The sequence below is a fragment of the Lactococcus lactis genome, from assembly GCF_029023865.1.
Taxonomy (GTDB): domain Bacteria; phylum Bacillota; class Bacilli; order Lactobacillales; family Streptococcaceae; genus Lactococcus; species Lactococcus lactis.
In genome coordinates, this window is sequence record NZ_CP118969.1 from 60,708 (window position 1) to 84,656 (window position 23,949).

The 23,949-nt window shown below is 35.0% G+C and carries 26 protein-coding genes, 1 pseudogene and 1 other annotated feature; of the genes and pseudogenes, 14 read left to right on the top strand and 13 right to left on the bottom strand.

Annotation, left to right across the window (positions count from 1 at the left end):
* The 5 genes from PYW37_RS00370 to trpS form a co-directional block, all read right to left on the bottom strand.
* Positions 1–1,125 (bottom strand): thiamine pyrophosphate-dependent dehydrogenase E1 component subunit alpha, encoded by a 1,125-nt coding sequence (locus PYW37_RS00370; RefSeq protein ID WP_010905077.1) that lies wholly within the window; start codon positions 1,123–1,125, stop codon positions 1–3.
* A gap of 88 nt (positions 1,126–1,213) precedes the next feature.
* Positions 1,214–2,215 carry a lipoate--protein ligase gene (lplA, locus tag PYW37_RS00375; protein ID WP_010905078.1) on the bottom strand — a complete coding sequence of 334 codons (1,002 nt, stop codon included), beginning with the start codon at positions 2,213–2,215 and terminating at the stop codon, positions 1,214–1,216.
* Between the two features lie 199 nt (positions 2,216–2,414).
* Positions 2,415–3,260, bottom strand: coding sequence for a glycerophosphodiester phosphodiesterase (locus tag PYW37_RS00380; protein WP_021469892.1), 846 nt, complete (start codon positions 3,258–3,260; stop codon positions 2,415–2,417).
* A gap of 80 nt (positions 3,261–3,340) precedes the next feature.
* On the bottom strand, positions 3,341–3,991 hold the full coding sequence (locus tag PYW37_RS00385) for an HD domain-containing protein (RefSeq protein WP_021723190.1): 651 nt from the start codon (positions 3,989–3,991) through the stop codon (positions 3,341–3,343).
* Between the two features lie 116 nt (positions 3,992–4,107).
* Positions 4,108–5,133 carry a tryptophan--tRNA ligase gene (gene trpS / locus PYW37_RS00390; protein WP_003132233.1) on the bottom strand — a complete coding sequence of 342 codons (1,026 nt, stop codon included), beginning with the start codon at positions 5,131–5,133 and terminating at the stop codon, positions 4,108–4,110.
* 104 nt (positions 5,134–5,237) lie between these two features.
* Positions 5,238–5,472 (bottom strand) — a binding site (T-box leader).
* 162 nt (positions 5,473–5,634) lie between these two features.
* Here trpS and PYW37_RS00395 point away from each other — a divergent pair.
* The gene (locus tag PYW37_RS00395; RefSeq protein WP_003132235.1) at positions 5,635–6,072 is read left to right on the top strand and encodes an OsmC family protein; all 438 of its coding nucleotides are present in this window, start codon (positions 5,635–5,637) and stop codon (positions 6,070–6,072) included.
* A gap of 160 nt (positions 6,073–6,232) precedes the next feature.
* The gene (locus tag PYW37_RS00400) at positions 6,233–7,546 is read left to right on the top strand and encodes an APC family permease (RefSeq protein WP_025017046.1); all 1,314 of its coding nucleotides are present in this window, start codon (positions 6,233–6,235) and stop codon (positions 7,544–7,546) included.
* Positions 7,547–8,012: 466 nt separating this feature from the next.
* Here PYW37_RS00400 and plsX read toward each other — a convergent pair whose 3' ends face one another.
* The 6 genes from plsX to PYW37_RS00430 all read right to left on the bottom strand — a co-directional run bounded on the left by plsX (position 8,013) and on the right by PYW37_RS00430 (position 14,658).
* On the bottom strand, positions 8,013–9,008 hold the full coding sequence (gene plsX, locus PYW37_RS00405; RefSeq protein ID WP_017863956.1) for a phosphate acyltransferase PlsX: 996 nt from the start codon (positions 9,006–9,008) through the stop codon (positions 8,013–8,015).
* Between the two features lie 102 nt (positions 9,009–9,110).
* Positions 9,111–9,923, bottom strand: coding sequence for a Cof-type HAD-IIB family hydrolase (locus tag PYW37_RS00410; RefSeq protein WP_025017047.1), 813 nt, complete (start codon positions 9,921–9,923; stop codon positions 9,111–9,113).
* Positions 9,924–10,048: 125 nt separating this feature from the next.
* The gene (locus tag PYW37_RS00415) at positions 10,049–11,686 is read right to left on the bottom strand and encodes an ABC-F family ATP-binding cassette domain-containing protein (RefSeq protein WP_014570333.1); all 1,638 of its coding nucleotides are present in this window, start codon (positions 11,684–11,686) and stop codon (positions 10,049–10,051) included.
* Positions 11,687–11,999: 313 nt separating this feature from the next.
* Complete coding sequence (locus tag PYW37_RS00420; protein ID WP_023189477.1) at positions 12,000–12,125, bottom strand: hypothetical protein; 126 nt, start codon at positions 12,123–12,125, stop codon at positions 12,000–12,002.
* Between the two features lie 194 nt (positions 12,126–12,319).
* Positions 12,320–13,600 (bottom strand): O-acetylhomoserine aminocarboxypropyltransferase/cysteine synthase family protein, encoded by a 1,281-nt coding sequence (locus PYW37_RS00425; RefSeq protein WP_025017048.1) that lies wholly within the window; start codon positions 13,598–13,600, stop codon positions 12,320–12,322.
* A 224-nt stretch (positions 13,601–13,824) separates the two neighbouring features.
* Positions 13,825–14,658, bottom strand: a complete 834-nt coding sequence (locus PYW37_RS00430; protein WP_023189479.1) for an SDR family NAD(P)-dependent oxidoreductase — start codon at positions 14,656–14,658, stop codon at positions 13,825–13,827.
* 400 nt (positions 14,659–15,058) lie between these two features.
* Between PYW37_RS00430 and PYW37_RS00435 the strand changes: the two genes are divergently transcribed.
* The 12 genes and pseudogenes from PYW37_RS00435 (at position 15,059) to PYW37_RS00485 (ending at position 23,344) form a co-directional block, all read left to right on the top strand.
* On the top strand, positions 15,059–15,526 hold the full coding sequence (locus PYW37_RS00435; protein ID WP_010905090.1) for a universal stress protein: 468 nt from the start codon (positions 15,059–15,061) through the stop codon (positions 15,524–15,526).
* A 127-nt stretch (positions 15,527–15,653) separates the two neighbouring features.
* Positions 15,654–15,851: a DUF4649 domain-containing protein gene (locus PYW37_RS00440; RefSeq protein WP_012896939.1), complete on the top strand. Its 198-nt coding sequence runs from the start codon at positions 15,654–15,656 to the stop codon at positions 15,849–15,851.
* 30 nt (positions 15,852–15,881) lie between these two features.
* Positions 15,882–16,503, top strand: a pseudogene (locus PYW37_RS00445) (alpha/beta hydrolase).
* 50 nt (positions 16,504–16,553) lie between these two features.
* Positions 16,554–17,723: a ring-cleaving dioxygenase gene (locus PYW37_RS00450; protein WP_010905093.1), complete on the top strand. Its 1,170-nt coding sequence runs from the start codon at positions 16,554–16,556 to the stop codon at positions 17,721–17,723.
* 10 nt (positions 17,724–17,733) lie between these two features.
* Complete coding sequence (locus PYW37_RS00455) at positions 17,734–18,324, top strand: flavin reductase family protein (RefSeq protein ID WP_023189481.1); 591 nt, start codon at positions 17,734–17,736, stop codon at positions 18,322–18,324.
* 595 nt (positions 18,325–18,919) lie between these two features.
* On the top strand, positions 18,920–20,425 hold the full coding sequence (locus PYW37_RS00460; RefSeq protein ID WP_269670455.1) for a peptide cleavage/export ABC transporter: 1,506 nt from the start codon (positions 18,920–18,922) through the stop codon (positions 20,423–20,425).
* Positions 20,426–20,451: 26 nt separating this feature from the next.
* Positions 20,452–20,940 (top strand): hypothetical protein, encoded by a 489-nt coding sequence (locus tag PYW37_RS00465; RefSeq protein WP_230494238.1) that lies wholly within the window; start codon positions 20,452–20,454, stop codon positions 20,938–20,940.
* A complete protein-coding gene (locus tag PYW37_RS13340; protein WP_474547513.1) occupies positions 20,912–21,238 on the top strand; it encodes a hypothetical protein in 327 nt (108 codons plus the stop codon). Before PYW37_RS00465 ends, PYW37_RS13340 begins: the two co-directional genes overlap by 29 nt.
* Positions 21,235–21,735: an HlyD family efflux transporter periplasmic adaptor subunit gene (locus PYW37_RS00470; RefSeq protein WP_223848591.1), complete on the top strand. Its 501-nt coding sequence runs from the start codon at positions 21,235–21,237 to the stop codon at positions 21,733–21,735. The genes PYW37_RS13340 and PYW37_RS00470 overlap by 4 nt, the downstream gene beginning before the upstream one ends.
* 94 nt (positions 21,736–21,829) lie before the next feature.
* Entirely contained in the window at positions 21,830–21,955 is a 126-nt protein-coding gene (locus tag PYW37_RS00475; protein ID WP_021214955.1) for a lactococcin family bacteriocin, read from the top strand.
* 325 nt (positions 21,956–22,280) lie between these two features.
* Positions 22,281–22,649 (top strand): transporter, encoded by a 369-nt coding sequence (locus tag PYW37_RS00480; RefSeq protein ID WP_223848592.1) that lies wholly within the window; start codon positions 22,281–22,283, stop codon positions 22,647–22,649.
* A gap of 38 nt (positions 22,650–22,687) precedes the next feature.
* Positions 22,688–23,344, top strand: a complete 657-nt coding sequence (locus PYW37_RS00485; protein WP_021214956.1) for a CPBP family intramembrane glutamic endopeptidase — start codon at positions 22,688–22,690, stop codon at positions 23,342–23,344.
* A gap of 102 nt (positions 23,345–23,446) precedes the next feature.
* Here the strand turns inward: PYW37_RS00485 and PYW37_RS00490 are convergent, their stop codons facing one another.
* Positions 23,447–23,728, bottom strand: coding sequence for a hypothetical protein (locus tag PYW37_RS00490; protein WP_010905098.1), 282 nt, complete (start codon positions 23,726–23,728; stop codon positions 23,447–23,449).
* A gap of 9 nt (positions 23,729–23,737) precedes the next feature.
* Complete coding sequence (locus PYW37_RS00495) at positions 23,738–23,890, bottom strand: hypothetical protein (RefSeq protein WP_010905099.1); 153 nt, start codon at positions 23,888–23,890, stop codon at positions 23,738–23,740.
* Positions 23,891–23,949 lie beyond the last annotated feature (59 nt).

Consider the following 23,949-nt stretch of genomic DNA (forward strand, 5'->3'; position numbering starts at 1 on the left):
TTATTTGCCCTCGCTTTCAAATTTTGCAATTTGTTCTGCCATTGCTTGGCTTGGCACTTCAAGTGTATTTTTAATGAAGCTAGAAATTTTTTGTTTTTCAACATTGTTGGCTTTCTTAATGTCGGCATCAATACCTGCATCAAGTTCAGCAATATAAGCTTCCTCTTTCTCTGTATCCCAAAGTCCTTTTTCAGTCAGGAAATTACGCATACGAACGAGAGGTTCTTTTTTCCACCAAGCTTCAATGTCTTCTTTAGTACGATAGCGAAGTGGGTCATCACCAGCTGTTGAGTGTGGTTCTAAACGGTTTGTAATTGCTTCAATAACAACTGGACCATTTCCAGCTACTGCCCAAGCACGAGCTTCTTTAGAAGCAAGATACATAGCAATCGCGTCCATTCCATCAACTACGATCGAAGGAGCACCTGCGGCCCAACCTTTAGCAGCTAAATGAGGAGCGGCACTTTGGAGACTACGAGGTGTCGAAATTGCATAGCCGTTATTTTGGATAAAGGCAACAAGTGGGGCTTTATAAGCTCCAGCAAAGTTAATTCCTTCATAAGTATCACCTTGTGAAGAACCACCATCACCAGTGTAAACGAAAGCTACAGCATCTTTTTTACGTTTTTTGAGTCCGAGCGCGACACCAGCAGCTTCAACGTATTGAGCACCAATGATAATTTGTGGGAACCATGAGTTTACAGGTTTACCATCATCGGTAGTGTACTCATTACCAAGTTGATGTCCACGAGACCAAAGAAGACCTTTCCAGATTGGCCAACCTTTTGCGTAAATTTGTGGCAAGTCACGGTAACCTGGGAAGAGCCAGTCTTCGTCAGTGAAAGCGAATGATGAGGCCATTTGAGAAGCTTCTTGACCAGCGTGAGGTCCAAAGAATCCCATACGTCCTTGTTTAGCTAATTTCATTGAACGAATGTCAACTTGACGTGCAAAAAGCATACTTTTAAAGAGTTCAACGAGTTTTTCATCAGAAAGTCCTGCACGTTTAAGACCATCTTCGTCAACAATTTTTCCTTCTTCGTTAAGAATTTGAAGCATTGGAAATGTAGTGTCTTGCAGTTCTAGCTGCGCTTTGAAATCTAAGATTTGTTCTGAATTTGACATAATAGATTCCCTTTCTATTTTATGTGTCTATAATTAGAAATTTATCATTTTTTGGAGAAATTTCCTAAGGTTATGCTTGTGAAATAACTTAATCTGTTCGATAGTCAGCTTTGAACATTTCAGAAAGTTCAGTATTTTGAATTGTTCCAAAATATTGTCCTTCTTTATTTGTTTCAAGGACTTCAAGAATTGCTGAAGGTTCAAATTCAAGACCAATAAATTGCTCTTTGATATCTCGCCAATCTCGAACGCCTAAGAAATCTCCTTGGAAATTAATTTCAGTGATTTTACCATTTTCAACATTGACTTGAATATCAATGGCTCCGCCAGTAAATTTAGCGTGATTTTGGAAGGAGAATTTTGGTGATTCGCCATAATTCCAATCCCAAGTTGCAAATTGCTCATCTCGTATTTTTTTGATTGAGCTAAGTTGGTCATCAGTTAAAACTAATTCACCATCTTTTCCTTCGTCTGTGAGATAGTATTTTAATGCGTCAATAAAACTATCTAAGGTTAAGTCCTCAGGGGCAAAATCTTTGATATTTCCCACACGAGCGCGAACTGATTTAGCCGCTTTACTGACAAATTTTTCATCAGAAACATTGAGAGAACGAATCATTGCTTCAACATCAGTGTCCCAAAGGAGGGTTCCGTGATGCATCAAATAACCTCCAGCATAGCGTTGGGCATTTCCCGAAATCTTTTTACCCTCAACTTCAAGGTCATTGCGTCCAGTAATTTCAGCTTTGATTCCAACAGCATGGAGTGCTTCATACATCGGTTGAACAAATTTTTTAAAGTTGACAGAGCCAGAATTTTCGACAGGAACAAAAAATGTGAAACAGATGTTTCCTTCATCATGATAAACTGCACCACCGCCAGATACTCGACGAACAACTTGAACATCATGACTGTCAATGTAGTCTTGATTCACTTCAGCAAAAGTGTTTTGGTTGCGCCCCACAATAACTGCACGTTTATTTTGCCATAAAGCAAAAACAGGCTCAGTTGGTTTTAGGTGATAAAGTAGCCAGCTGTCCATCGCGATATTTGTGTAAGCGTCTTGACCTAGATAGTTAATAAATTGCATGTTTATGCATCCCTTCCAAATCCTTGTGCTTATTTTGTCAAACAAGTTTGACAAAATAACACGCACGATTTAATTATACCCTTTGTGAAACAAAATGTAAAGAGAAATGCTTTACGCTTACAATTACTGTACTATGTGATTTTCACCTCAAAATATTGTGAAATAGATATCATTTGTGATAGATGAAAAAAAGACCAGTCTATTTTGACTGGTCTTGGATTTCTCGACGAATTTCGAGGGCACGTTCCGGAAAATCGGTGATGATTCCAGCTACATGTTGTTGAAAAGCTTGTCGTATTTCTGTTTCTTGATTAACTGTCCAAAGACGAAGGGGTCTTTTTGAACTTTTGAGAAGAAGTGGGTGCTTGAAGGCGTAGGTTCTTCGGGGATGAATTCCTGAAATAAAATCTGTTGAGCTGCCTTTATAATGACTTTTTAGGGTCAAAAGATTTTTTGTCAGATAATTAACTTCAGCCTTTGAATCAAAAGTGTGTATTTTTTTTAATGAATCAAAATTAAACGAACTATAAATATAGCTAAAGGGCCATTTAGTTTCTGTCATTAAGTCTGAGAGTTTTTTTTCAATTCCGGGATAGTCAAATTTATCAGTTTTAATTTCGATATTTAAATAACCAGTAAATGATAGGTCTGTAAGTAATTTTAAAACCTCTGACAAAGTTGGAATTTTTTCGTCAGTAAATTTTGGATTGAACCAAGAACCAGCATCAAATTTCTTTAAATCTATAGCATTCATATTTTTGACAAGACCTTTACCATTTGTTGTCCGGTCAATTTTCTCATCGTGAATAACAATTAATTCATTATCGAGTGATAAGTGGACATCAAGCTCAATTCCGTCAGCATGGACACGAACAGCTTCATGAAAAGCGGCCAATGTATTTTCTGGACAGTTGGATTTAGAACCACGATGAGCAAAAACCAATGTTTTAGAAGTGAGGCTTGGCTTGAATTTCAAATTGTTTTTGATTTTATTTCTGTCAAGAAAATTATGAAGTTTAAAAACTATTTTTGTGAAGCCAGACATTAGTCACTTCCTTTCGATTTGGGAATGATTTTTACTGACAAGGCCATAAAAGAAGCACTGATAGGGTCTGTCAGTAAAAATTAAAAATGAGTTTCCTTGTATTCTTCTTCGATTTGGCTGACAAAAAGGTGCATTATTTTATCACGCTTTTCGCCTAGTCTTTTTCCTTCGGTTGTATTTAATAAATCTTTTAACAAAAACAATTTTTCATAAAAATGATTGAGTGTGGAGTTATTTTTTTGACTATGATAGTCTTCTTTAGAATTGTAATCTAAAGGTGGCAGATTTGGGTCATAAAAGACTCGATTTTTTGCCCAACCATATTCAAGTGTCCTTACAATTCCCCAAGCTCCCATTGCATCAAGGCGGTCAGCATCTTGTACAATTTGTCCATTCAAAGAGAGTGTTTTTCTCTCAATTAAATTACTTGAAAAACTCATGTTGTCAATAATCATAAAAAGTTCATCAATGAGCTTTTTATCAATTTTAAGCTCATTTAAAAATTGCGCAACTTTAGCTTTTTGTTTAGGAACATCATCTGTTAATTTTTCATCATAAGTATCATGTAAATAACAAGTTGCTAGAACAAGTTCTTGATTTGCTGACGGCTCTGTCAGTAAAATTTTTTGAGCAAGAGCAACGACCCGTTCAATATGGTCAAAGCCATGTCCATCATTATTTTTATCATGAATTTCTTGAGCAAATCTTTTAATTTTCTTTAAATCAATCAAGTTAAATCTCCAAAATAAATGACTTGAGTTTACACCAGTGTCAACTAAAAGCAAATAGTGTAAACTGGTAAATCCTCAAGATTAGTAAGGCTAAGGAAGTAAAATTTGAAAATGAATTATTTGAAATAGTTGATTCCCATTGCAGACTTAACTTCATCAAGAGTTTGACTGGCTACAGTTTGGGCCTTAAGTGAGCCTGCTTTAAGCATGTCGTATACGTAGTCCATATTTTGTGCAAACTCAATACGACGTTCACGGATTGGTGAAAGTTCGCGGTCAAGAACATCAAGAAGGAAACGTTTTGTTTTCACATCACCAAGACCACCCGCTTGATATTGGGCTTTCATTTCAGCAATTTGCTCTGCATCTTCAGCTTTACCAAAAACGTCAAGATAATGGAAAACCATGTTTCCTTCAATTTTACCAGGATCTTCAACTTTGATATGGTCAGGGTCAGTATACATTGACATCACTTTTTTCTTGAGTGTGTCCATGTCATCAGCAAGGAAAATTCCGTTTCCAAGAGATTTAGACATTTTGGCATTTCCGTCAAGTCCAGGTAAACGACCAGCAGCTTCATTTTCAGGGTAAATTCCTTCTGGTTCAACTAAAACATCTGTGTGATAAGCATTATTAAATGAGCGAACAATTTCTCGTGTTTGTTCAATCATTGGTTTTTGATCATTTCCGACTGGAACATGAGTGGCTTTAAAAGCAGTAATATCAGCAGCTTGAGAAACAGGATACACTAAAAAGCCGGCAGGGATTGATTCACCAAAAGCTTTTTGTGCAATCTCTGTTTTTACAGTAGGATTGCGTTCAAGGCGGGCAAGTGAAACTAAATTCATATAATACATTGAAAGTTCAGCCAGTTCAGGAATTTGACTTTGAATGAAAATGGTTGATTTTTCAGGGTCAAGTCCTGCTGCTAAGTAGTCAAGGGCAACATCACCGACAGATTGACGAATGAGTTCAGGTTCTTTTGCATGGTCAGTTAAAGCTTGTTGGTCAGCTAAAAAGACAAACATATTGTATTTATCTTCATTTTGCATTTTGACACGATTTTGCAAAGAGCCTACATAGTGGCCGATGTGAAGTTTTCCTGTTGGACGGTCTCCAGTTAAAATAGTTGGTTTTGTCATTTTGTTCTCCTTATGTGTGTTTGGATTAGATTGATTATTGAAGAGTGTAAACTGGTTTACACTAAATAAAAAATAAAAAAAGCACCCATAGAACTATAAAAAGTCCTACGGGCGCTTTGAGCGCGGTGCCACCGTAAATTTAAAATCAAATGATTTTCTTAGAACTTGTCAAAAAACAAGTTGCTCTGTAACGGAAGCGGCCGTGATTCTTTATTTTTTTAAATCAAATTTATTAGTTAATCACAAGCCCATTCACTTTGCTGAAAACGTTGGTTTGCACAACCACCAACTTCCTAAAGATTTCAAAATCAAAGTTACTTTCTTGTTGTTTTAAATTTTACACTTTTTGTAATGAACTGTCAAACTTTAAAAAGTAGAAAATCAATTTGCTTGAATTCACAATTGCAAAAAGATATACTCAAATTACAAGAGAGAATTACAAATACAACTTAAGTATTAAATTCATAAAGCAATTGCACAGTTCTATTAAGGAGGAAAAAAATGAAAAATATCTCTACTGCATCAGCACATTGGGAGGACACTTTAGAAAATGGTTTTGGCACAATTTCTGCTGAAAGTTCTCAAATTTTTACAGAAACTCCCTATAATTTCAAAGCACGTTCAGAAAGTCAAGCTCATATTACCACACCAGAAGAACTTTTGGGAGCTGCTCATGCAGCCTGTTTTAGTATGGCATTCTCAATGGTTTTAGGACAAAAAGGCTTAGTAGCAACTTCTATTGACACAACGGCAGATGTTACTTTTGAAGCAACAGCAGATGGTCCAGCGATTACAAAAATTAAATTGACTAATCGTTCAGTGGTACCAGAACTTTCTGAAGCTGATTTTCAAGAAATTGCCAAAGTAGTAAAGGAAAGCTGTCCAGTATCTAAGGCTCTGTCAGGAGTCGATATTGAACTTGAAGCAACTTTAGGCTAGTCTATTTTATAGAATAAATGAAAAACTAAGTTATCAATGAATAGCTTAGTTTTTTGCATAAACTGGTGAAATAATGACGAAAAATGAGGCCTTTCTGATATAATTTAACTAACAATAAATTTAACAAAGTCTTAACTTAATTAAAATAAGTGGGGTCTCAATGAAAGAAAATAAATTATTATCACCGGCAGCCATTTTTCTGTTGGGTGTGAATTCCATTATTGGTTCAGGAATTTTCTTACTTTCTGGCAAAATTTATGAAGATGCAGGAATTTGGAGTTTACTGGCTATTTTATGTGCTGGTTTATCGATTTTTGTGATTGCTTTTGCTTATGCCAACATGAGTAAAATTTATTCAAAAAATGGTGGAGCTTTTGTTTATGCTAAAGAAACTTTTGGGCGTTTTCCAGGCTTTATTGTGGGAATGGTGACATGGTTGCTAGGTACAGTGACACTAGCTACAGAGGTTTCGGCTTTACTGACAGCAATGAAAATGATTCTTCCAAATCTTAATAGTCTGTTAATTGGTATCATTATTATTTTAGCCCTAGGAATCATCTCCTATTTTGGGAGTTCAATTATTGCTGGTTTAGACAATCTGACTTCTTTTGTGAAAATTGTCTTAGTTCTTGTTTTTATTTTTACTTGTCTATGGTTGGTACGTGGTCTTAATTTTTCAAGTCCAAATTTACTGACAGCTTCGTCAGCAAATTTAGGTGGCTTTAAAGGATTTCTGTCAGCTTACGGTACTGTATTCTTTTTCTTCACCGGCTTTTCATTTCTACCGGTGAATGCTGAAAAAATGAAAAATCCAGCAAAAAATTTACCAAAAATGATGTCCCTTGTCATGTTAACCTGTTTGGCTGTTTATCTGATTATTCAAACCATTACCATTGGGGCATTGGGGCCAGAACTGACTAAAACACTTGTGCCTGCGGCAACAGCTTTTAGTAAAATCGTGGGTAGCATTGGAATTCCGCTCTTTGTTGTCGGAATATGTTTTTCAATTTTTGGTGTTATTGTTGCGACCACTTTTAATACACCAACAATTTTAGCCAGTTTGGCTCAGGCTCATGAAGATGTGCCTATGTTTGTTTCTAAAAATAATCGCTTTGGAACCCCCACTTGGGCAATTATTTTGACGACAGTTTGTGGAATAGCTCTCTTTTTGAGTGGAAATTATGTTTTTCTGAGTGGGCTGACTGTCTTTATGAGTTTTGTTCAATATTTATCAACTGGACTTGCTAACATTAAGAAAAAATTCCTTTTGATTGGAATTGGTTCGGTTCTCTTTTCATTGGTTTTACTGACAAGCTTTACTTTATCCGTCCTAATTTTAGGTTTAGGAATCTTGATATTACTTGTTATGATTTATTTTGTCGTTAAATTAGATGATGATGAACGTGAAAAATGGCTCAAAGAACACCAAGAAAAGTCAAAAGGAGCAGATGTCAATACTGTTAAACGTTTGTAAGTAATTTTTAGAAATTTTATTTTACTGAAGAAAGCTGTCAGTAAAATAAGGAGAAAAATATGACAAAAAAAGAATATACATTTTGGTTGTTGAGCAGTATTTTTTTAATAATTGGTCTAATTTTGCAATTCATCCCCAGTCATTCAATACAAATGCTAGTTTTACTGCTTTAATAATTGGACTAGTTTTAGTTTTTTTCATTAAGGACAAAAATGAATCGAGAAAACCATTACCCGAAAAGTTTTATCAGAAAAAAGTTTTTTGGGCTTGGATTTTTATTCCACTCTTTGTAATTTTGTTTATTTATTCTATTTTTTTGAAAAAAGAGTCTCCTTATAATTTTATGATGATAATTTTAGTTGTTGATATGATTATCTTTAACTATTTCGGTACGAAGTATAAATGGTAGATAAAAAATACTGACAGCTCAATTCTGTCAGTAAAAAAACTCGGTTTCCCGAGTTTTTTATTTGTCCATTTTTTCAAAATGTTCGACTAATTTACCAGAAACATCTGATTCCAACATTTTATGAATTTGTTTCAAGGCAGAGGCAATCGCCAATTCACTTGAATTTCCGTGAGCTTTAACAACAGGTGCTTTAAGACCAACAAAAGCAGCTCCACCAGCTCCATCTGTACTCATCAAATCTTTAAGTCCAGACAAAGGTTTTTTAATTAGAGCCCCACCAATTTTAGTGGTGACACTACCAGCCATGATGGCTGATTTTATTTCTTTCATGAGAACAGTTGCTGTTCCTTCAATCGCTTTTAAAATGGCGTTTCCCGTGAAACCATCGGTTACTACAACATCAGCCCCACCTGAAAGTAAATCACGAGATTCAATATTTCCGATGAAGTTGATTTCAGACATAGCTGACAAAATTTCATGCGCTTCTTTGACAGTTGGCGAACCTTTAGATTCTTCGGCACCATTAGAAATCAAAGCAACACGTGGTTTATTGATGCCGCGAACATTTTCAGCGTAATATGAACCCAAAATGGCAAAATCAACTAAGTGGTGGGCCGTATTTTCAGTATTTGCTCCCAAATCAAGCATATCAAAACCGCGACCATCAGCTGTCGGTAAGGTTGACATCAAGGCTGGACGTGACACTTGCTTAATTCTCTTAACCAAAAGTAAGCCGGCGGTTAAAAGTGCACCAGTTGAGCCGGCAGACAAGACTGCATCAGCCTCTCCTTTTTTCACAGCAGTCACAGCTCGGACAAGTGAGCTGTCTTTTTTTGATTTAATGGCAGCAACTGGATCATCATGAAAATCAATGATTTCAGTTGTTTCAACAATCTCAATATTTGTTTCATCGTCTAAAAATTGACGAATTTTTGCCCCATCTCCGTAGAGTTGGAAGGTAACATCAGAAAGTTCTTTCTTTGCCAAGTTTACACCTTTGACAATATTTTCGGGAGCAAAATCTCCTCCCATTGCATCAATTGCAATTTTCATATTTTTATTTTCTCCAAATCAAATAATCTCTCATTAAAATTATAACAAAAAAAGTGACCAGATAGTCACTTTTTTTCACAATAGGAAATCTATTGAATAAAATTATTCTTCATTTAAAATATTTTCAATCTCAACCAGTACAGCATCTTCGTCATTAGAAAGAATGACTTTATCAGCTAGTTCAAGAATTTCAGGCGCTGCGTTACTGACAGCAAAAGAAGAACCAGCGTATTCAAACATTTCCAAATCATTCATTTGGTCACCAAAAACAGCTAAATTTTCAGGGAGCCAGTTAAAATGTGCTAACAAATGTGCCAAACCAGAAGCTTTAGAAATACCATTTGGCACAATGTCAATACTAGTAAAACCAGTTGTTGTTGCCCTTACGAAAGAGAGTCTGTCTGTAATCCATTGCTCACAGTCACGCAAGTGGTCTTCGGGGAAGTTGGTTGTAACCTTGAGCAATTTGTCATCAATTTCATCTAAGCGATGGTAAAGTTGACAGTTAGGGTAATAAAGTTTTGCATGAGTAAGGTATTCTTTAGAAATACCTTCAGGATAATAAGCACCTTTAAGGCCAGAAATTAAATAGTCATTTTTGGGTCTAAACGGCATCTCTTGCAAGTCATCAATTAATTCTTGAGTTTGAGCAACAGTCAAATCTTTTGCAAAGAGAATTTCTCCTTTATAAGCAACAACTCCACCATTCTCAGCAACAAAAGCCATTTGATCTTTATATTCTGAAAAAACTTCAATCAAACCAAGTAAAGAACGTCCAGAAGAAGCAGCAAAAAGAAGATTTCTATCTTGAATTTTTTTAATTACTTCAGCGAGTTTTTTGTGATTATACGAATGGTCATTGCGCAGAAAAGTTCCGTCCATATCTGTCGCAAAAAGTTTTAAATTTTGATTCATGACTTCTCCCCCAGTCCACTGTTAGCGCTAACAGTGGATGAAAATGAATTCTGTCAGTAAATTTTACTGACAGAACTGTAAACTTGGTTTACACAACAGTGTAAACGAACTAAATAATAATAAATTTAATCGGCCCAGAGTGCTTTTACTTTTTCTTGTACTTCTGCATTATCTAAGAAATCATCATAAGTTTCACCAATACGGTCAATGACACCAGATTTACCAAGAACAACAATGTGATTGGCAATAGTATTAATGAATTCATGGTCATGTGAAGCAAAGAGGATTGAGCCTTTAAATGATTTCAAACCATCATTAAGTGCAGAAATAGATTCCAAATCCAAGTGATTAGTTGGGTCATCAAGAACAAGCACATTAGCTCGTTGAAGCATCATTTTAGAAAGCATGACACGAACTTTTTCTCCCCCTGAGAGGACATTGACAGCTTTTAAAGATTCTTCACCTTTGAAAAGCATACGTCCAAGGAAACCGCGAAGGTAAGTATTATCGTCTTCCTCTTTTGTCAATACAAATTGACGCAACCAGTCAAGAATAGAGTCACTTGTATCAAAATCTTTGGTATTATCTTTTGGAAGATATGAACGAGAAGATGTAACTCCCCATTTAATATCGCCAGTTACGGTCCAATTATCTTCTACATCATCCATTAAAGCACGAAGTAACGTTGTTTGTTGAATATCGTTTTGACCAATGAATACGGTCTTATCACCAGGATTTAAGATGAATGAAATATTTTCGATAATCATTTCTCCTTCAATCGCAACTGAAAGATTTTCTACACGAAGTAAATCATTACCGATTTCGCGTTCTTGTTCAAAACCAACGAATGGATATTTGCGTGATGAAGGAACGAATTCTTCAACTTCAATTTTATCAAGCATTTTCTTACGTGATGTTGCTTGTTTTGATTTAGACGCATTAGCAGAGAAACGAGCGATAAACTCTTTCAACTCGGCAATTTTCTCTTCAGCTTTACGGTTTTGGTCACCTTGCAAGCGAAGAGCAAGTTCAGAAGACTCTTTCCAGAAATCATAGTTCCCTGGGTAAAGTTTGATTTTACCATAGTCAAGGTCTGCCATGTAAGTACAAACATTGTTCAAGAAGTGACGGTCATGGGAAACAACGATAACGGTATTTTCAAAATTAATCAAAAATTCTTCAAGCCAAGCTATTGCTTGAATATCAAGTCCATTGGTCGGTTCGTCAAGAAGAAGAACATCAGGTTTACCAAAAAGTGCTTTAGCAAGAAGGACTTTAACGTGTTCGCCAGAAGTCAAATTGGCCATCAAATCTGTATGTTGTTCAGCTTTAATTCCGAGGTTTTGCAAAAGACGAGCAGCGTCAGCTTCGGCTTCATAACCACCCATTTCGCCAAATTCTGCCTCAAGTTCGGCAGCTTTCATGAAGTCATCATCTGTCGCATCAGGATTCATGTAAATGGCATTTTTTTCTTGATTAATGGCGAAAAGTTTTTCATTCCCCATCATCACGACATCAAGTGGTGTTTGGTCTTCGTAATCGTAATGATTTTGACGAAGAACAGACATGCGTTCGTTTGGCCCCATTGAGATGTGACCTGTTGTTGGTTGAATTTCACCGTCCAAGATTTTCAAGAAAGTTGATTTACCAGCCCCATTGGCACCGATTAAACCGTAACAGTTTCCCGGTGTAAACTTGATGTTTACTTCGTCAAAAAGCTTGCGGTCAGAGAATTGTAATGAAATATCAGATACTGTAAGCATGTATTTTCCTTTTTTATTGATGAGAAAAATTCTCAAATATTTTTCGATAAAGTAGTTTGACTACTTTTGTGCTAAAAAATAAGCATTCTGCCCTTATTTTATCATAAATCTTGGACTTTATAAAGCCCACTTTTTTATAAATCTTGACAAGTTTTTCATTCATGTTCTTACAAAAAGACGAAGTTTAGTTTCAATTTAGCGTAATTTTAGCATTACTTAAGTCAGGGTGACTATAATATATTTATTCCAATAAAATTTTTCATAAAGTTTACTCCTAAACAAAAGAATGAGCGGCTGGTTACCGCTCATTTTTTTATTTATCGCTATTTTTAATGAATAAAATAATTGAAATAGCTAAAGCCACAAAACCAATTCCATTAAATTCGATAAATGTTATGAAAACATTTGAAGAATATCCCAACTGATTAAAGATAAGCACGGCAGGAATTCCTATCCCCAAATAAATAATGTTAGGACTAAAAAATTAAGGCTCCTATAAATAGTTTTTATTCATATTAGCCTAGTTTTAGTAAAACTTAAGTCAAGTTGACTATAATATATTTATTCCAATAAAATTTTTCATAAAGTTTACTCCTAAAAAAAAGAATGAGCGGCTGGTTACCGCTCATTTTTTTATATTTTTTCTAATGCTTGCTCTAAATCAGCAATCAAGTCAGTTACATCTTCAATACCAACCGATAATCGAATGGTTCCTTTGGAAATCCCTGCACTAGCAAGTTCTTCGGCATTCAGCTGCTGGTGAGTGGTCGAAGCAGGATGAATGGCCAATGATTTGGTATCTCCAACGTTGGCTAGAAGTGAGAAAATTTCAAGATGATCAATCAAATCACGCGCTTTTTTCTCATCTTTGTCTTTGAGTTCAAAGGTAAAGATAGATCCAGCATCTTTTGGATAATATTTCTGATAGAGCGCATGATAGGAATTACTTTCAAGCAGAGGATGGTTAACAAGTTCCACCTTAGGATGATTGTCTAAAAATTCTACAATCTTTTTAGTATTGGAGATGTGACGTTCTACCCGGAGTGAGAGTGTTTCTAGCCCCTGTAAGAAAAGCCAAGAATGAAAAGGTGATAAAGCCGCACCCGTATCACGTAATAAAATAGCTCTAACCCGAGTCACAAAAGCAATTTCACCCAATTCGGCAAATTTAATCCCATTGTAGCTTTCATCAGCTTGTGTAAAATCAGGAAAATTACCATTTGCCCAATCAAAGTTTCCGCCATCAACGATGACTCCACCAATAGAAGTACCATGACCGCCAATGAATTTCGTTGCTGAATGAACAATTACATTAGCACCATGTTCAAATGGTTTAAAGGTCACAGGGGTAGTAAACGTTGCATCAACAATAACGGGAATTCCATGTTTTTTAGCAATTTGACCAATGGCATCATAATCAATCACATTATTTCCCGGATTGCCCAAAGTTTCATAATAAATAGCTTTGGTTTTTTCATCAATCGCCTCTTCAAAATTCTTCAGGTCATCTGGATTGACAAATTTAGTTGTAATTCCATATTTTGGTAAAGTCCCAGAAAAAAGGTGATAGGTTCCACCATAAAGGGTACTTGCGGAAACAATATTATCACCGACTGTAGCGATATTCAAGATGGCATAGGTAATAGCGGCTGAGCCAGAACCAACACCAAGGGCTGCACTTCCACCTTCAAGAGCTGCGATGCGTGCTTCAAAAACATCGTTGGTTGGATTTCCTAAACGTGAATAAATAGCTCCAGGATCTTGTAAAGCAAAACGAGCTTCGGCATGGTCTGAATTGTTAAAAACGAAAGAAGTTGTTTGATAGAGCGGAACGGCGCGTGAACCCGTGACAGGATCAGGGACTTGTCCTGCATGGACTTGCAAAGTGTCGAATTTATAATTGTGATTAGTCATAGTTTTTTCTCCTATTTTTGAAAATTTTAGTTAGTATAAAAAATAGTCGTTAATCACATTCGTTGATTATTCGTCAGCAATTCTTGAACCATAGCTTTCTCCTTTAGCTATAAAACTTATTATAATTATAAGAAATTCAGAAAATTCTAGCGATATGATTTTTTAATGGAGCTGATAGAACTTTTAAAAGTAGAAATAAAAAAATACAACTCAAGGTTGTATTTTTATTGATTGTGCTTTTCAAAGTAACGCATTGTAATAAGAAGAGCTTTACGAAAGATTTTTGGATGTTTACGAGCAACATTTACCATGAATTTATCACCGAAAGAGTGGAGGTAGCGAAGGCTCGGTTTAATCTCCGTCGCAGCTTTATAAAAAACTTCAGCTAAATCAGAAGCTTTAGCACTATTTTTCATAAAACGGTCAAGTCCTGAAGCAACAGAATTTACCAAAGGTTGGTAAGCAGAGTTTGAACTCATATTCTTTTTAGTATTTTCTAGGGCAATATTTCCCCAGCTTGACTGAGTTCCACCAGGTTGAACACAAACTGAACGGATACCAAATTGGGCAACTTCGAGGTCCAAAACGTCAGACCATTGTTGAAGGGCGGCTTTTGTAGCATGATAATAAGCACCAAGTGGCATATAGACATCTCCACCAATTGATGAAATATTAACAATTCGTCCATAATTTTGAGCTCTCATTGTTGGTAAGACAAGTTGAGTTAATTCAACCGCACCAAAGAAGTTGGTTTCAAACTGATTGCGAATTTTATCCATTGGGATTTCTTCGGCTGGTCCGTATTCGCCATAACCTGCATTATTGATGAGGACGTCAATATGACCTGCCTCATCTAAAATTTTTTTCACAAAAGCTTGGTTTGATTCAGAGCTAGTAACATCCAGTTTTAGTGCTTTGATGTTGTTCTCGTATTGTGGAATTTTTTCAACGCGGCGTGCCCCAGCGTATACTTTCCAACCCCGTTTGGCAAAAAGTTCTGCTGCCTCAAATCCCATTCCATTTGAAGCACCTGTGATTGCAACAATTTTTTGTGTCATCTCTTTAGAGTCCTTTCAATTTGTCTGTATCTTGTTTTCATGATTTTAAAAGTAATTATACCACTTTAGTAAATCAAAGGCTAAAAAAACTTCCGCGGAGTAAACGGAAGTTTTAGGAGTATTTATGAAAAAAGTTTATTTAGGAGTATGGAAACTATTATACGTTATAATGCTGAAATGAAACTTAAATGAAAAAGAAAATGTTTTTGTATTTTTAGAATCCCTTTTCTATAAATCAATTCTAACTATAAGGACCTGAAGATTGAGTGATAATACTAGTTTGAAGCATTCTTAGTAAGAAAGTCATTTTTTATAAATGGTTTATAGAATAAATTGTACAGCGTTTAATTGGACTTGCTCTCTGAAATAACGTAAAATTGTAGTGAGGAGGACGGTTACAATGAGTAAAAATTATAAAAAAATCCTAGTCGCAATTGATGGATCTGAGCAGGCAGAAGAAGCGTTAAAAGAAGCTATTGTCCTTGCTAAAAGAGACAACTCACAATTATTCGTTTTACATGCGACGGATAAAAACAGTATTTATGCAGCTGGTAACCCAGTTCCTGTGGTTCCTGCACCAGCTATTCCAGTAGTTCCAGCAGTTCCCGTACTTGAAGAAAGTGCAGATAATGAAGCTAAAGAAGTTTTAGACAAAGCTTTGGCAATTATCAATAATGAAGTGAAGTTTGAAGAAATTCGAGTTGATGGTTCGGCAAAAAATGAAATTGTCGATTTCGCTAAAGAACATGAAATTGATATGATTGTGATGGGCTCTTCAGGAAAAGGCGCTCTTGACCGAATGTTGCTTGGCTCTACAGCAGTTTACGTGGTTAAACATGCACCTTGTAGTGTAACAATCATCAAATAAATTAGATAGATTTCAAGAATCGGCAAGCATTTGCTGATTTTTTTGTATTTTAAAAATAAATTCCTTGACAATGAAATTCTTTTCGTTTACAATTGTAAACATAGAAATGAGAAAGTTGGATTGAACAATGAAAGTTACTTTTAAAACCCTTGATGGACGTACAATGACTAAAGAATTTGCTAGTGTAGATGAATTCGTAACACTACAAAATCGTGAAATTCCGGCAATTGATGATTCAGCGAAAGTTCTTGAAGTTGTAATTTCTGGACAAGTTGAAGAATTTAGTGGAAATGTTGCTGATTTGTATTTCAAACTTAGTAAATAAGAATCTGAAATCATGAATGGAGGAGGAAAGATGACAGATTATGTTTTTAAGGCAGGTCGTAAAGATTTGGCACCTCTTTTGTTATTACATAGCACGGGTGGAGATGAGCATCAATTAGTAGAAATTGCTGAAATGATTGCCCCCTTCACATCCTATTTTGTCAATTCGTGGACGTATTAATGAGCAAGGAGTCAATCGTTATTTTAAACTCCGAGGCTTAGGTGGTTTTACTAAAGAAAATTTTGATCTTGAATCTTTAGATGAAGAAACAGACTGGTTGACGGATGAGGTCAGTTTGTTGGCTGAAAAACATGACCTTGACGTCCATAAAATGATAGCTATCGGTTATTCAAATGGTGCAAATGTAGCTTTGAATATGTTTCTTAGAGGAAAAATAAATTTTGATAAAATTATTGCCTTTCATGGGATGCAATTGGAAGACTTTGAACAGACCGTTCAACTTGATGATAAGCATGTCTTTCTAAGCTATGCACCAAATGATATGATTGTTCCTCAGAAAAACTTTGGTGATTTAAAAGGTGATTTGGAAGATTCAGGCTGTCAGCTTGAAATATATGAAAGTTCACTTGGTCATCAATTGACGCAAGAGGAAGTTTTAGCCGCTAATAAATGGCTTACAGAAACAAAATAATTTTGTATTGAAAAAGTTTCAGTGCAAAGTAACTAAATAGGAGAAAACAAATGGCTGAATTAACAAAAATTGAAACAAAAATACCTGAAAATCTTACTCTTGGTGGTGTTCACCACGTAACAGCAATCACCTCAAGTGCTCAAAAAATCTATGATTTTTTCACAAATATCTTGGGTCTGCGTTTAGCAAAATTAACAGTCAATCAAGATGACTATGAAACTTATCACCTCTTTTTCACAGAAGAAGATGGGCATGGAGCTGATATGACTTTCTTTGATTTCAAAGATATTCCTAAAGGAAATCATGGGGTTAATAATATCGAACGTGCTTCATTCCGTGTACCGACAGATGCATCCTTAGATTATTGGACCCGTCGTTTTGACAATGCCCATGTTAAACATGGCGAAATTTCTAGTAAATTTGGTCAAAAAACCTTAGAGTTCGAAGATTTTGATGGTCAATTATATCAATTGATTTCTGACCAAAATAATAGTGGGGATGATTCAAAAGGACGTTCTTGGCAACTTTCAAATGTTCCACAAGAGCATGGAATTACTGGACTTGGCCCAGTTTTTGTAAAAGTTGAAAATGCTGAAAATCTTCGGACCATTTTGGAAACAGTTTTTGGCTTCCGTTACGCTGGTCAAGAAGATGATTTACATCTTTTTGAAGTGGCGAATGGTGGAAATGGAGCAGCTTTGATTCTTCAAGAAGCTGGTGAAAAAGAAGCTTACGCTTATCAAGGTTATGGTACGATTCATCATTTAGCTCTGGGAACAGCAAATCCTGAAACTTTAAACTATTGGATTGAACGCATTAAGGCTTTCCGTTTGCCACATTCTGGTTTGGTTGACCGTTTCTATTTCTCAAGTGAATATGTCAGAGTAGCACCAGGAGTTCTCTTTGAAATTGCGACTTACACACCAGGGATTGGGGCATTGGACATGGCAAAATCAGGTCTAGGAGCTGTTGATTCTTATGAAGAAGCTTTAATTACTTCTGGTTTCTGGATTGACCAAACAAAGGAAGAATCAGGTTTATCTTTGAGCTTACCTCCTCATTTATTCCCCGGAGATGAAGCTACTAAAGCGAGAACAGCCGCAAGTTTACGTCCATTGGACACTTCAGATGCTCATCGTGACCGCACAAAAGATGAACTATGGACTGTTGAAAAAGTATTGGAACACAAAGCTGGAACTCCGGCTGAAACAGTGCAATAAAGGAGAACTGATGAAATCATATCAAGCAAATGAGCTCGACGAAAAAACAGTCTATAAACTTCTGTCAGGCAGTATTGTTCCGCGCCCAATTGCTTGGGTGACCAGTCAAAATCTCGAAGGTCTAGTTAATGTGGCCCCCTTTAGTTTTTTCAATGTTGCTTCGTCAAATCCACCACTTTTATCCATTTCGTTTACGGGAAATAAAGATAGTTTGAATAATTTATTGACGACGAAAGAAGCAGTGGTTCACCTTGTGAATGAGGATAATGTGGAGCTAATGAATCAAACGGCAGCACCATTAGCGGAGCATATTAGTGAAGCGGAAGAATTTTCACTTGAACTTGTCCCTTCTCAGAAAGTTCAGGTTCCAAGTTTAAAGGAGTCAAATGTTCGTTTAGAAACTAAATTGTATCATCATTTACCTTTAGGAGAGAGTGGGCATTTAGTTCTTCTTGAAGTTGTCAATTTCTCTTTTGCAGAGGAACTATTGGATGAGGGAAACTTTCATGTCAATCTAAATAAACTCAAACCAGTTGGGCGTTTAGCGGGTGATGATTACAGTACCTTAGGAAATCGATTCAGCCTTTTACGACCTAGATAAATAAAAAAACTTACTGATGATTGGTCAGTAAGTTTTTATTTGCTTTAAAAATAAAAAATAACCCGAAGGTCATTTTTATTATTTAACTTCTTTAAATTTGAGGAAGTTTAGATAAGTTATCAGAACAGTTTTCAAATCATACCATTACAAAAGAAGAATTTGAAAAGCAAGAAAAATGATATTAGAAGTTCTTGAAGAAGCTCCAAATGTGGAAGCCCGTAGGACACGCATTGATTCTTACGGTATTGCCGAAACGAGTAGTGGAAGAAGTTTTACTTTTAAAATAGAATAAAAAGAAACTGCTAATTTGTAAGACTTTTCAATAAAAAATACTGGATATAATGATAAATCCAGTATTTTTTATTTTATTTGGGAAATTTATTTCATGATATTGATAAATCTCATGATTATAGGATAGATGTTAAAATAATTGCTAAGAATATATAATAAGTATTGAGTATAAAAACTATTTAATCTAATAAAAAAATAGTTTATATATATATTTCTGATGTTTGATAAATGTTATTGAAAAAATTAGATATACGTGATACAATTTAATCAAAAATTAATAAAAATTAATATTTTGAAAGGCTCTATGAAATTTAAAAAGAAAAATTATACCTCCCAAGTAGATGAAATGGATTGTGGATGTGCTGCTTTATCAATGATTTTAAAATCCTATGGGACAGAAAAATCGCTTGCCTCTCTTCGTTTACTTGCTGGTACAACAATCGAGGGAACTTCCGCTTTAGGAATAAAAAAAGCAGGAGAAGGTTTAGGTTTTGTAGTTCAAGTACTAAGAGCTGATGCAAGCCTTTTTGAAATGAAGAAAGTCCCTTACCCTTTTATTGCTCATGTCATCAAGAACCAAAAGTATCCACACTACTATGTGATAACTGGCGCAAATAAAAATTCGGTATTCATCGCAGATCCTGACCCAACCGTTAAAATGACAAAACTTTCAAAAGAAGTTTTCTTATCAGAGTGGACAGGCATTAGCTTATTTCTTTCACCTACCCCATCCTATCAGCCCACTAAAGAAAAAACTTCTTCATTATTATCTTTTATCCCAATTATCACCCGTCAAAAGAAAGTCATTCTCAATATTGTAATTGCCTCATTCATTGTAACGTTGATTAATATTCTAGGGTCTTACTACCTCCAGAGCATGATTGATAGTTACATTCCAAATGCCTTAATGGGAACTTTAGGGATTATCTCAGTAGGGCTATTGTTAACTTATATTATCCAACAAGTCTTAGAGTTTGCTAAGGCTTTCTTACTAAACGTTCTTTCTCAAAGATTAGCCATTGATGTCATCCTTTCCTATATTAGACACATTTTCCAACTCCCGATGTCTTTCTTTTCGACTAGAAGAACAGGGGAAATTACCAGTCGGTTTTCCGATGCCAGTTCTATTTTGGATGCTATTGCCTCAACGATTCTTTCGCTCTTTTTAGATTTAACCATTGTTCTTATGACAGGACTGATTTTAGGGCTTCAAAATATGCAACTCTTTCTTCTCGTTCTTTTGGCAATCCCACTTTATATTGTTGTTATTATTATTTTTACTCCGCTTTTTGAAAGACAAAATCATGAAGTTATGCAAACCAATGCCATCTTAAATTCCTCAATTATTGAAGACATTAATGGGATTGAAACCATCAAAGCGCTCGCCAGTGAACAAGAGAGATATCAAAAAATTGACTACGAATTTGCAAGTTATCTAAAAGAGGCTTTCACTTTACAACAGTCAGAAGCCATTCAGACGGCAATAAAAACGACAGTACAACTTGTACTAAATGTTCTTATTTTATGGTTTGGTGCAACTTTAGTCATGCATCAAAAAATTACCCTCGGACAATTCATTACTTTTAATGCCTTGCTTTCTTACTTTACAAATCCAATTACTAATATCATTAACCTTCAAACAAAACTACAAAAGGCAAGGGTAGCCAATGAACGATTAAATGAGGTCTATCTTGTACCCAGTGAATTTGAAGAAAAGAAAACAGAACTGTCCCTCTCACATTTTAATTTAAACATGTCTGAGATTTCATATCAATTCTTCCACTTTTTATCCTTCTTGTTGGGGGGGTAATTTTTACTTTCTTTGCACATAAGGAGTTGACCGTCATCAGTACAGGAAGTATTGAACCTACAAAAATAGTTGCTAAAATTCAATCAACGAATGCCAATCCAATCATTGAAAACAACCTCAAAGAAGGCAAAGTAGTTAAAGAAAATAGCCTACTTCTTAAATATAATGGCACACCAGAACAGACCCAACTCAGTGAGCTACTGACTCAAAAGAAACAAGTGCTAGACAAAAAAGCACAGCTTGACCTCCTTCAAAAGAGTTTAACCAACGAAAAAAATGAGTTTCCCACTACCGATAGTTTTGGATATGAGAAAAGTTTTGAAAATTATGAATCACAAGTAAAAAGTCTTGAAGCAACCATTCAAAAATCGAATCAAGCGGTAGAAGACCAAAATAAAAGTACCGAGAGTCAAAAGCAAGCTATTCAAAATCAGGTGGAACACTCCAACAGGCTATTCAGAATTACTCTGAAATCGAAAATGCGGTATCGAGTGGTGTGGAGTTTCACAAGATAATCCCTACCTCTCTCAATATAACAGTTACCAAGCGCAACAAGCGACTTTAGAGGCCGATTTAAAAAATCAAAAAAATCCAGATGAAACTGCTAAGCAAGCGACTAAAAGTCAAGAGGAGTCTTTAAAAAGTCAATTTTTATCAGGTTTAGCTTCGAGTAAAGACAGCTTAAAAAGCCAAATTCAATCCTTTAATGTGCAAGAAAGTAGCTTAACAGGAAGTAATGCTTATGATAATAGCCAATCTAGTCAAATCTTAACTTTAAAAACCAGGCACTTTCAGCTTCAAATAAAGAAATGACAGACCTAAATAGTACCCTTACTGATTTAGAAACAAAAATTAGCTTGCAAAAACAAGATGACCAGTACAGTCAAGTTTTTGCGGAACAGACTGGAGTCCTGCATGTGCTCCCAGATATTTTAGGGATGAAAAAGATTCCGATTGGAACACCTATCGCAGAAATCTATCCTTTATTAAAGGCAGAAACACAAGTTAATCTGACAAGTTATATCCCAAGTACTCAAATTTCTGGAATGAAAGTCGGTCAAAAAGTTAGATTTACAGTACAGCAAAATTTACCTAAACCAGAGATATTAACTGGTATCATTAAACAAATTGATAGCGCCCCAACCGCCTTTAAAGAGGGAAATGCTTATAAAGTTTCTGCGACAACCGCTATCAATGCAAAAGACCTCCCAAATATAAGGTATGGCTTGCAAGGAAAAACGGTGACCATTATTGGAAAGAAAACTTATTTCAATTACTTTTTAGATAAAATTATGGGGAGGACTTCATAATTTAAGGGCTTCATTTGTAATTGTGCGAAAATTCTTGCATTTATGTTTTTTTTCGGAGTATACTGACATTATTATAATATAAGGAGATTTACAAATGAAAAATCAATTGAATTTTGAAGTTGTTTCAGACGAAGAATTGCTCACTACAAGTGGGGGGCAAAATTCTCAACAAGGAGAAGGTGGTGGCTACGGTTCTTCAAATGACACATGGGGCGGTTAGAATCTACCTTGGTCTTCTTTTAATGGTAAATAATTACTGTTAGCAATAAAGATAGAAAAACTCCATTTTTATTTCTAAATGGAGCTTTTCTATTAAATCATCTTAAATAATTGACTTTCGAGATTTATAATTGCAAATTCAGTTGTGTTGTAGTGTTTAAAAATATCTTAATTTTTTAAAATTTTAGTAAAATAATAGTTTGTGTGAAACTATCAAAAATACATGAAAGGATGGCAGAAACATGCTCCTATATCTTAGTAACCTAAAACGTTGGTCACTGCTTATCTATTCAATATTCTCTGCCATTGTTACAGTAATTTATATCATGTTTAATTCTACTTTTTATAAATTAGATTTGGTTAGATATAGTAATGATATTGATTATTATAATAAGATGAGCGCAATTTTACCAAAAGGTTTACTTCAACTTAATGGTAATTTCTCTCAACTAGATTCACCTTTATTAATTATCGTCTATCTACTAGGAATTTTGATTTGTTTGATTTTCTTAATATTGAATTGGAATCCTTACTATAAAAGAACTTATACACCATTAATATCTATGTTAGGATTTTTGCTTCCTCTGTTAATTCGCAATGGAGAAAATATTATATGGATGTTATTACTGGGGTTAATAATTGCATTTATTGGTAGTATTTTTTATGTTTTTGCAGTTGGTAAAACATATAAATGAATAATTTTTTAATGTCCATAATTTAAAAAGGAGAACTTTTGAAATTCATTTTCTCGAAATCTATAATTATTGCTACTGCCTTTTTTCTATTTATTTTATCTCAGCTTCCGGCAGTATTTTTAAACTTTCTAAACTCTAATGGGGATACATATGGAATAGCCTATAAAAATACTCCTCCTTTCATTATTTTAACATTAGTTGTTGTGACAATTTGTATTTTTATTGGGATAAAGTGTGGTTTTTATAAAAATTATCGCAAAAGTTTAGAATGGAAGAATATTCTCCTTATTTTTTCTTTATTAATTATTACTTTTTTTATTCAAAAATTTGTTGTTCAATTTATTACTAGTCATAATTTATATAATGTTTCACACCAAATCACTAATCAAATGAAGGTTGAAAATATATTAAGTTCTTTACTCTTTCCAGGACAATTTGTAGCTGTTTCGATTTTAGCTCCAATTCTTGAAGAGAGTATTTATCGTGCTTGTTTTTATAAATTATTTGGCTATTATCGTTGGACTTTTTTTCTATCTTGTTTCTTTTTTTCTTATGTTCATTCAGGGTTTAGTTGGGATATTTTAGGATATTTACCCTTAAGTATTGCTCTAACATACGTTTATCATCGTAGACAAGTCCTAACCGACTCTATTCTACTTCATGCGCTTTTTAATACATTGTTATTTGTTTTCTGAAGTATTTGCTCAAATGGGCTTTATGTACAACGTTGTCACAACGAAAACAGGATAAAATAGAAAAAAAGGAATCGATAAAAAAACACCTTATTAGGTGTTTTTTTATTTATATACCCAAACATTTGCATTAGGAAAATCAGATTTTATTGTTTCTAAAGTTATGCTTACAGGTAATGATAATATAATATCATCTCCTGAACCATCGTTACGTTTGGCTTTTTTATAAAGTTCGCTTTGCGTAACCCATTCAACTTCTTTCGATAATTCTAATTTTGCATTTTCCCAGTAGGAATCCTCTACACGATGTTTATCTAATATCATCGTTTGCCAATTCATTGTGCCCATATTTTTGGATGGAGACAGAGATGTCACAAAATATTTCACATTATCTCCTTATCTTCCTGGTTTCATACCAGGTCCTCCAACCCAAGATCCTCCACCTGGCACATATGGAACATATCCACTTGTTTGTTTTTTACCTTGAACCCAGGCTGGTGTACTTTGGAAATTGCTAATCACCCCATCAATAGCTTGCCACCAAGACATTCCTGCGTTAGTTTCTTGGAGTTCTTTGTCAGATAATGTTTTATATGTTTTGTAAATAC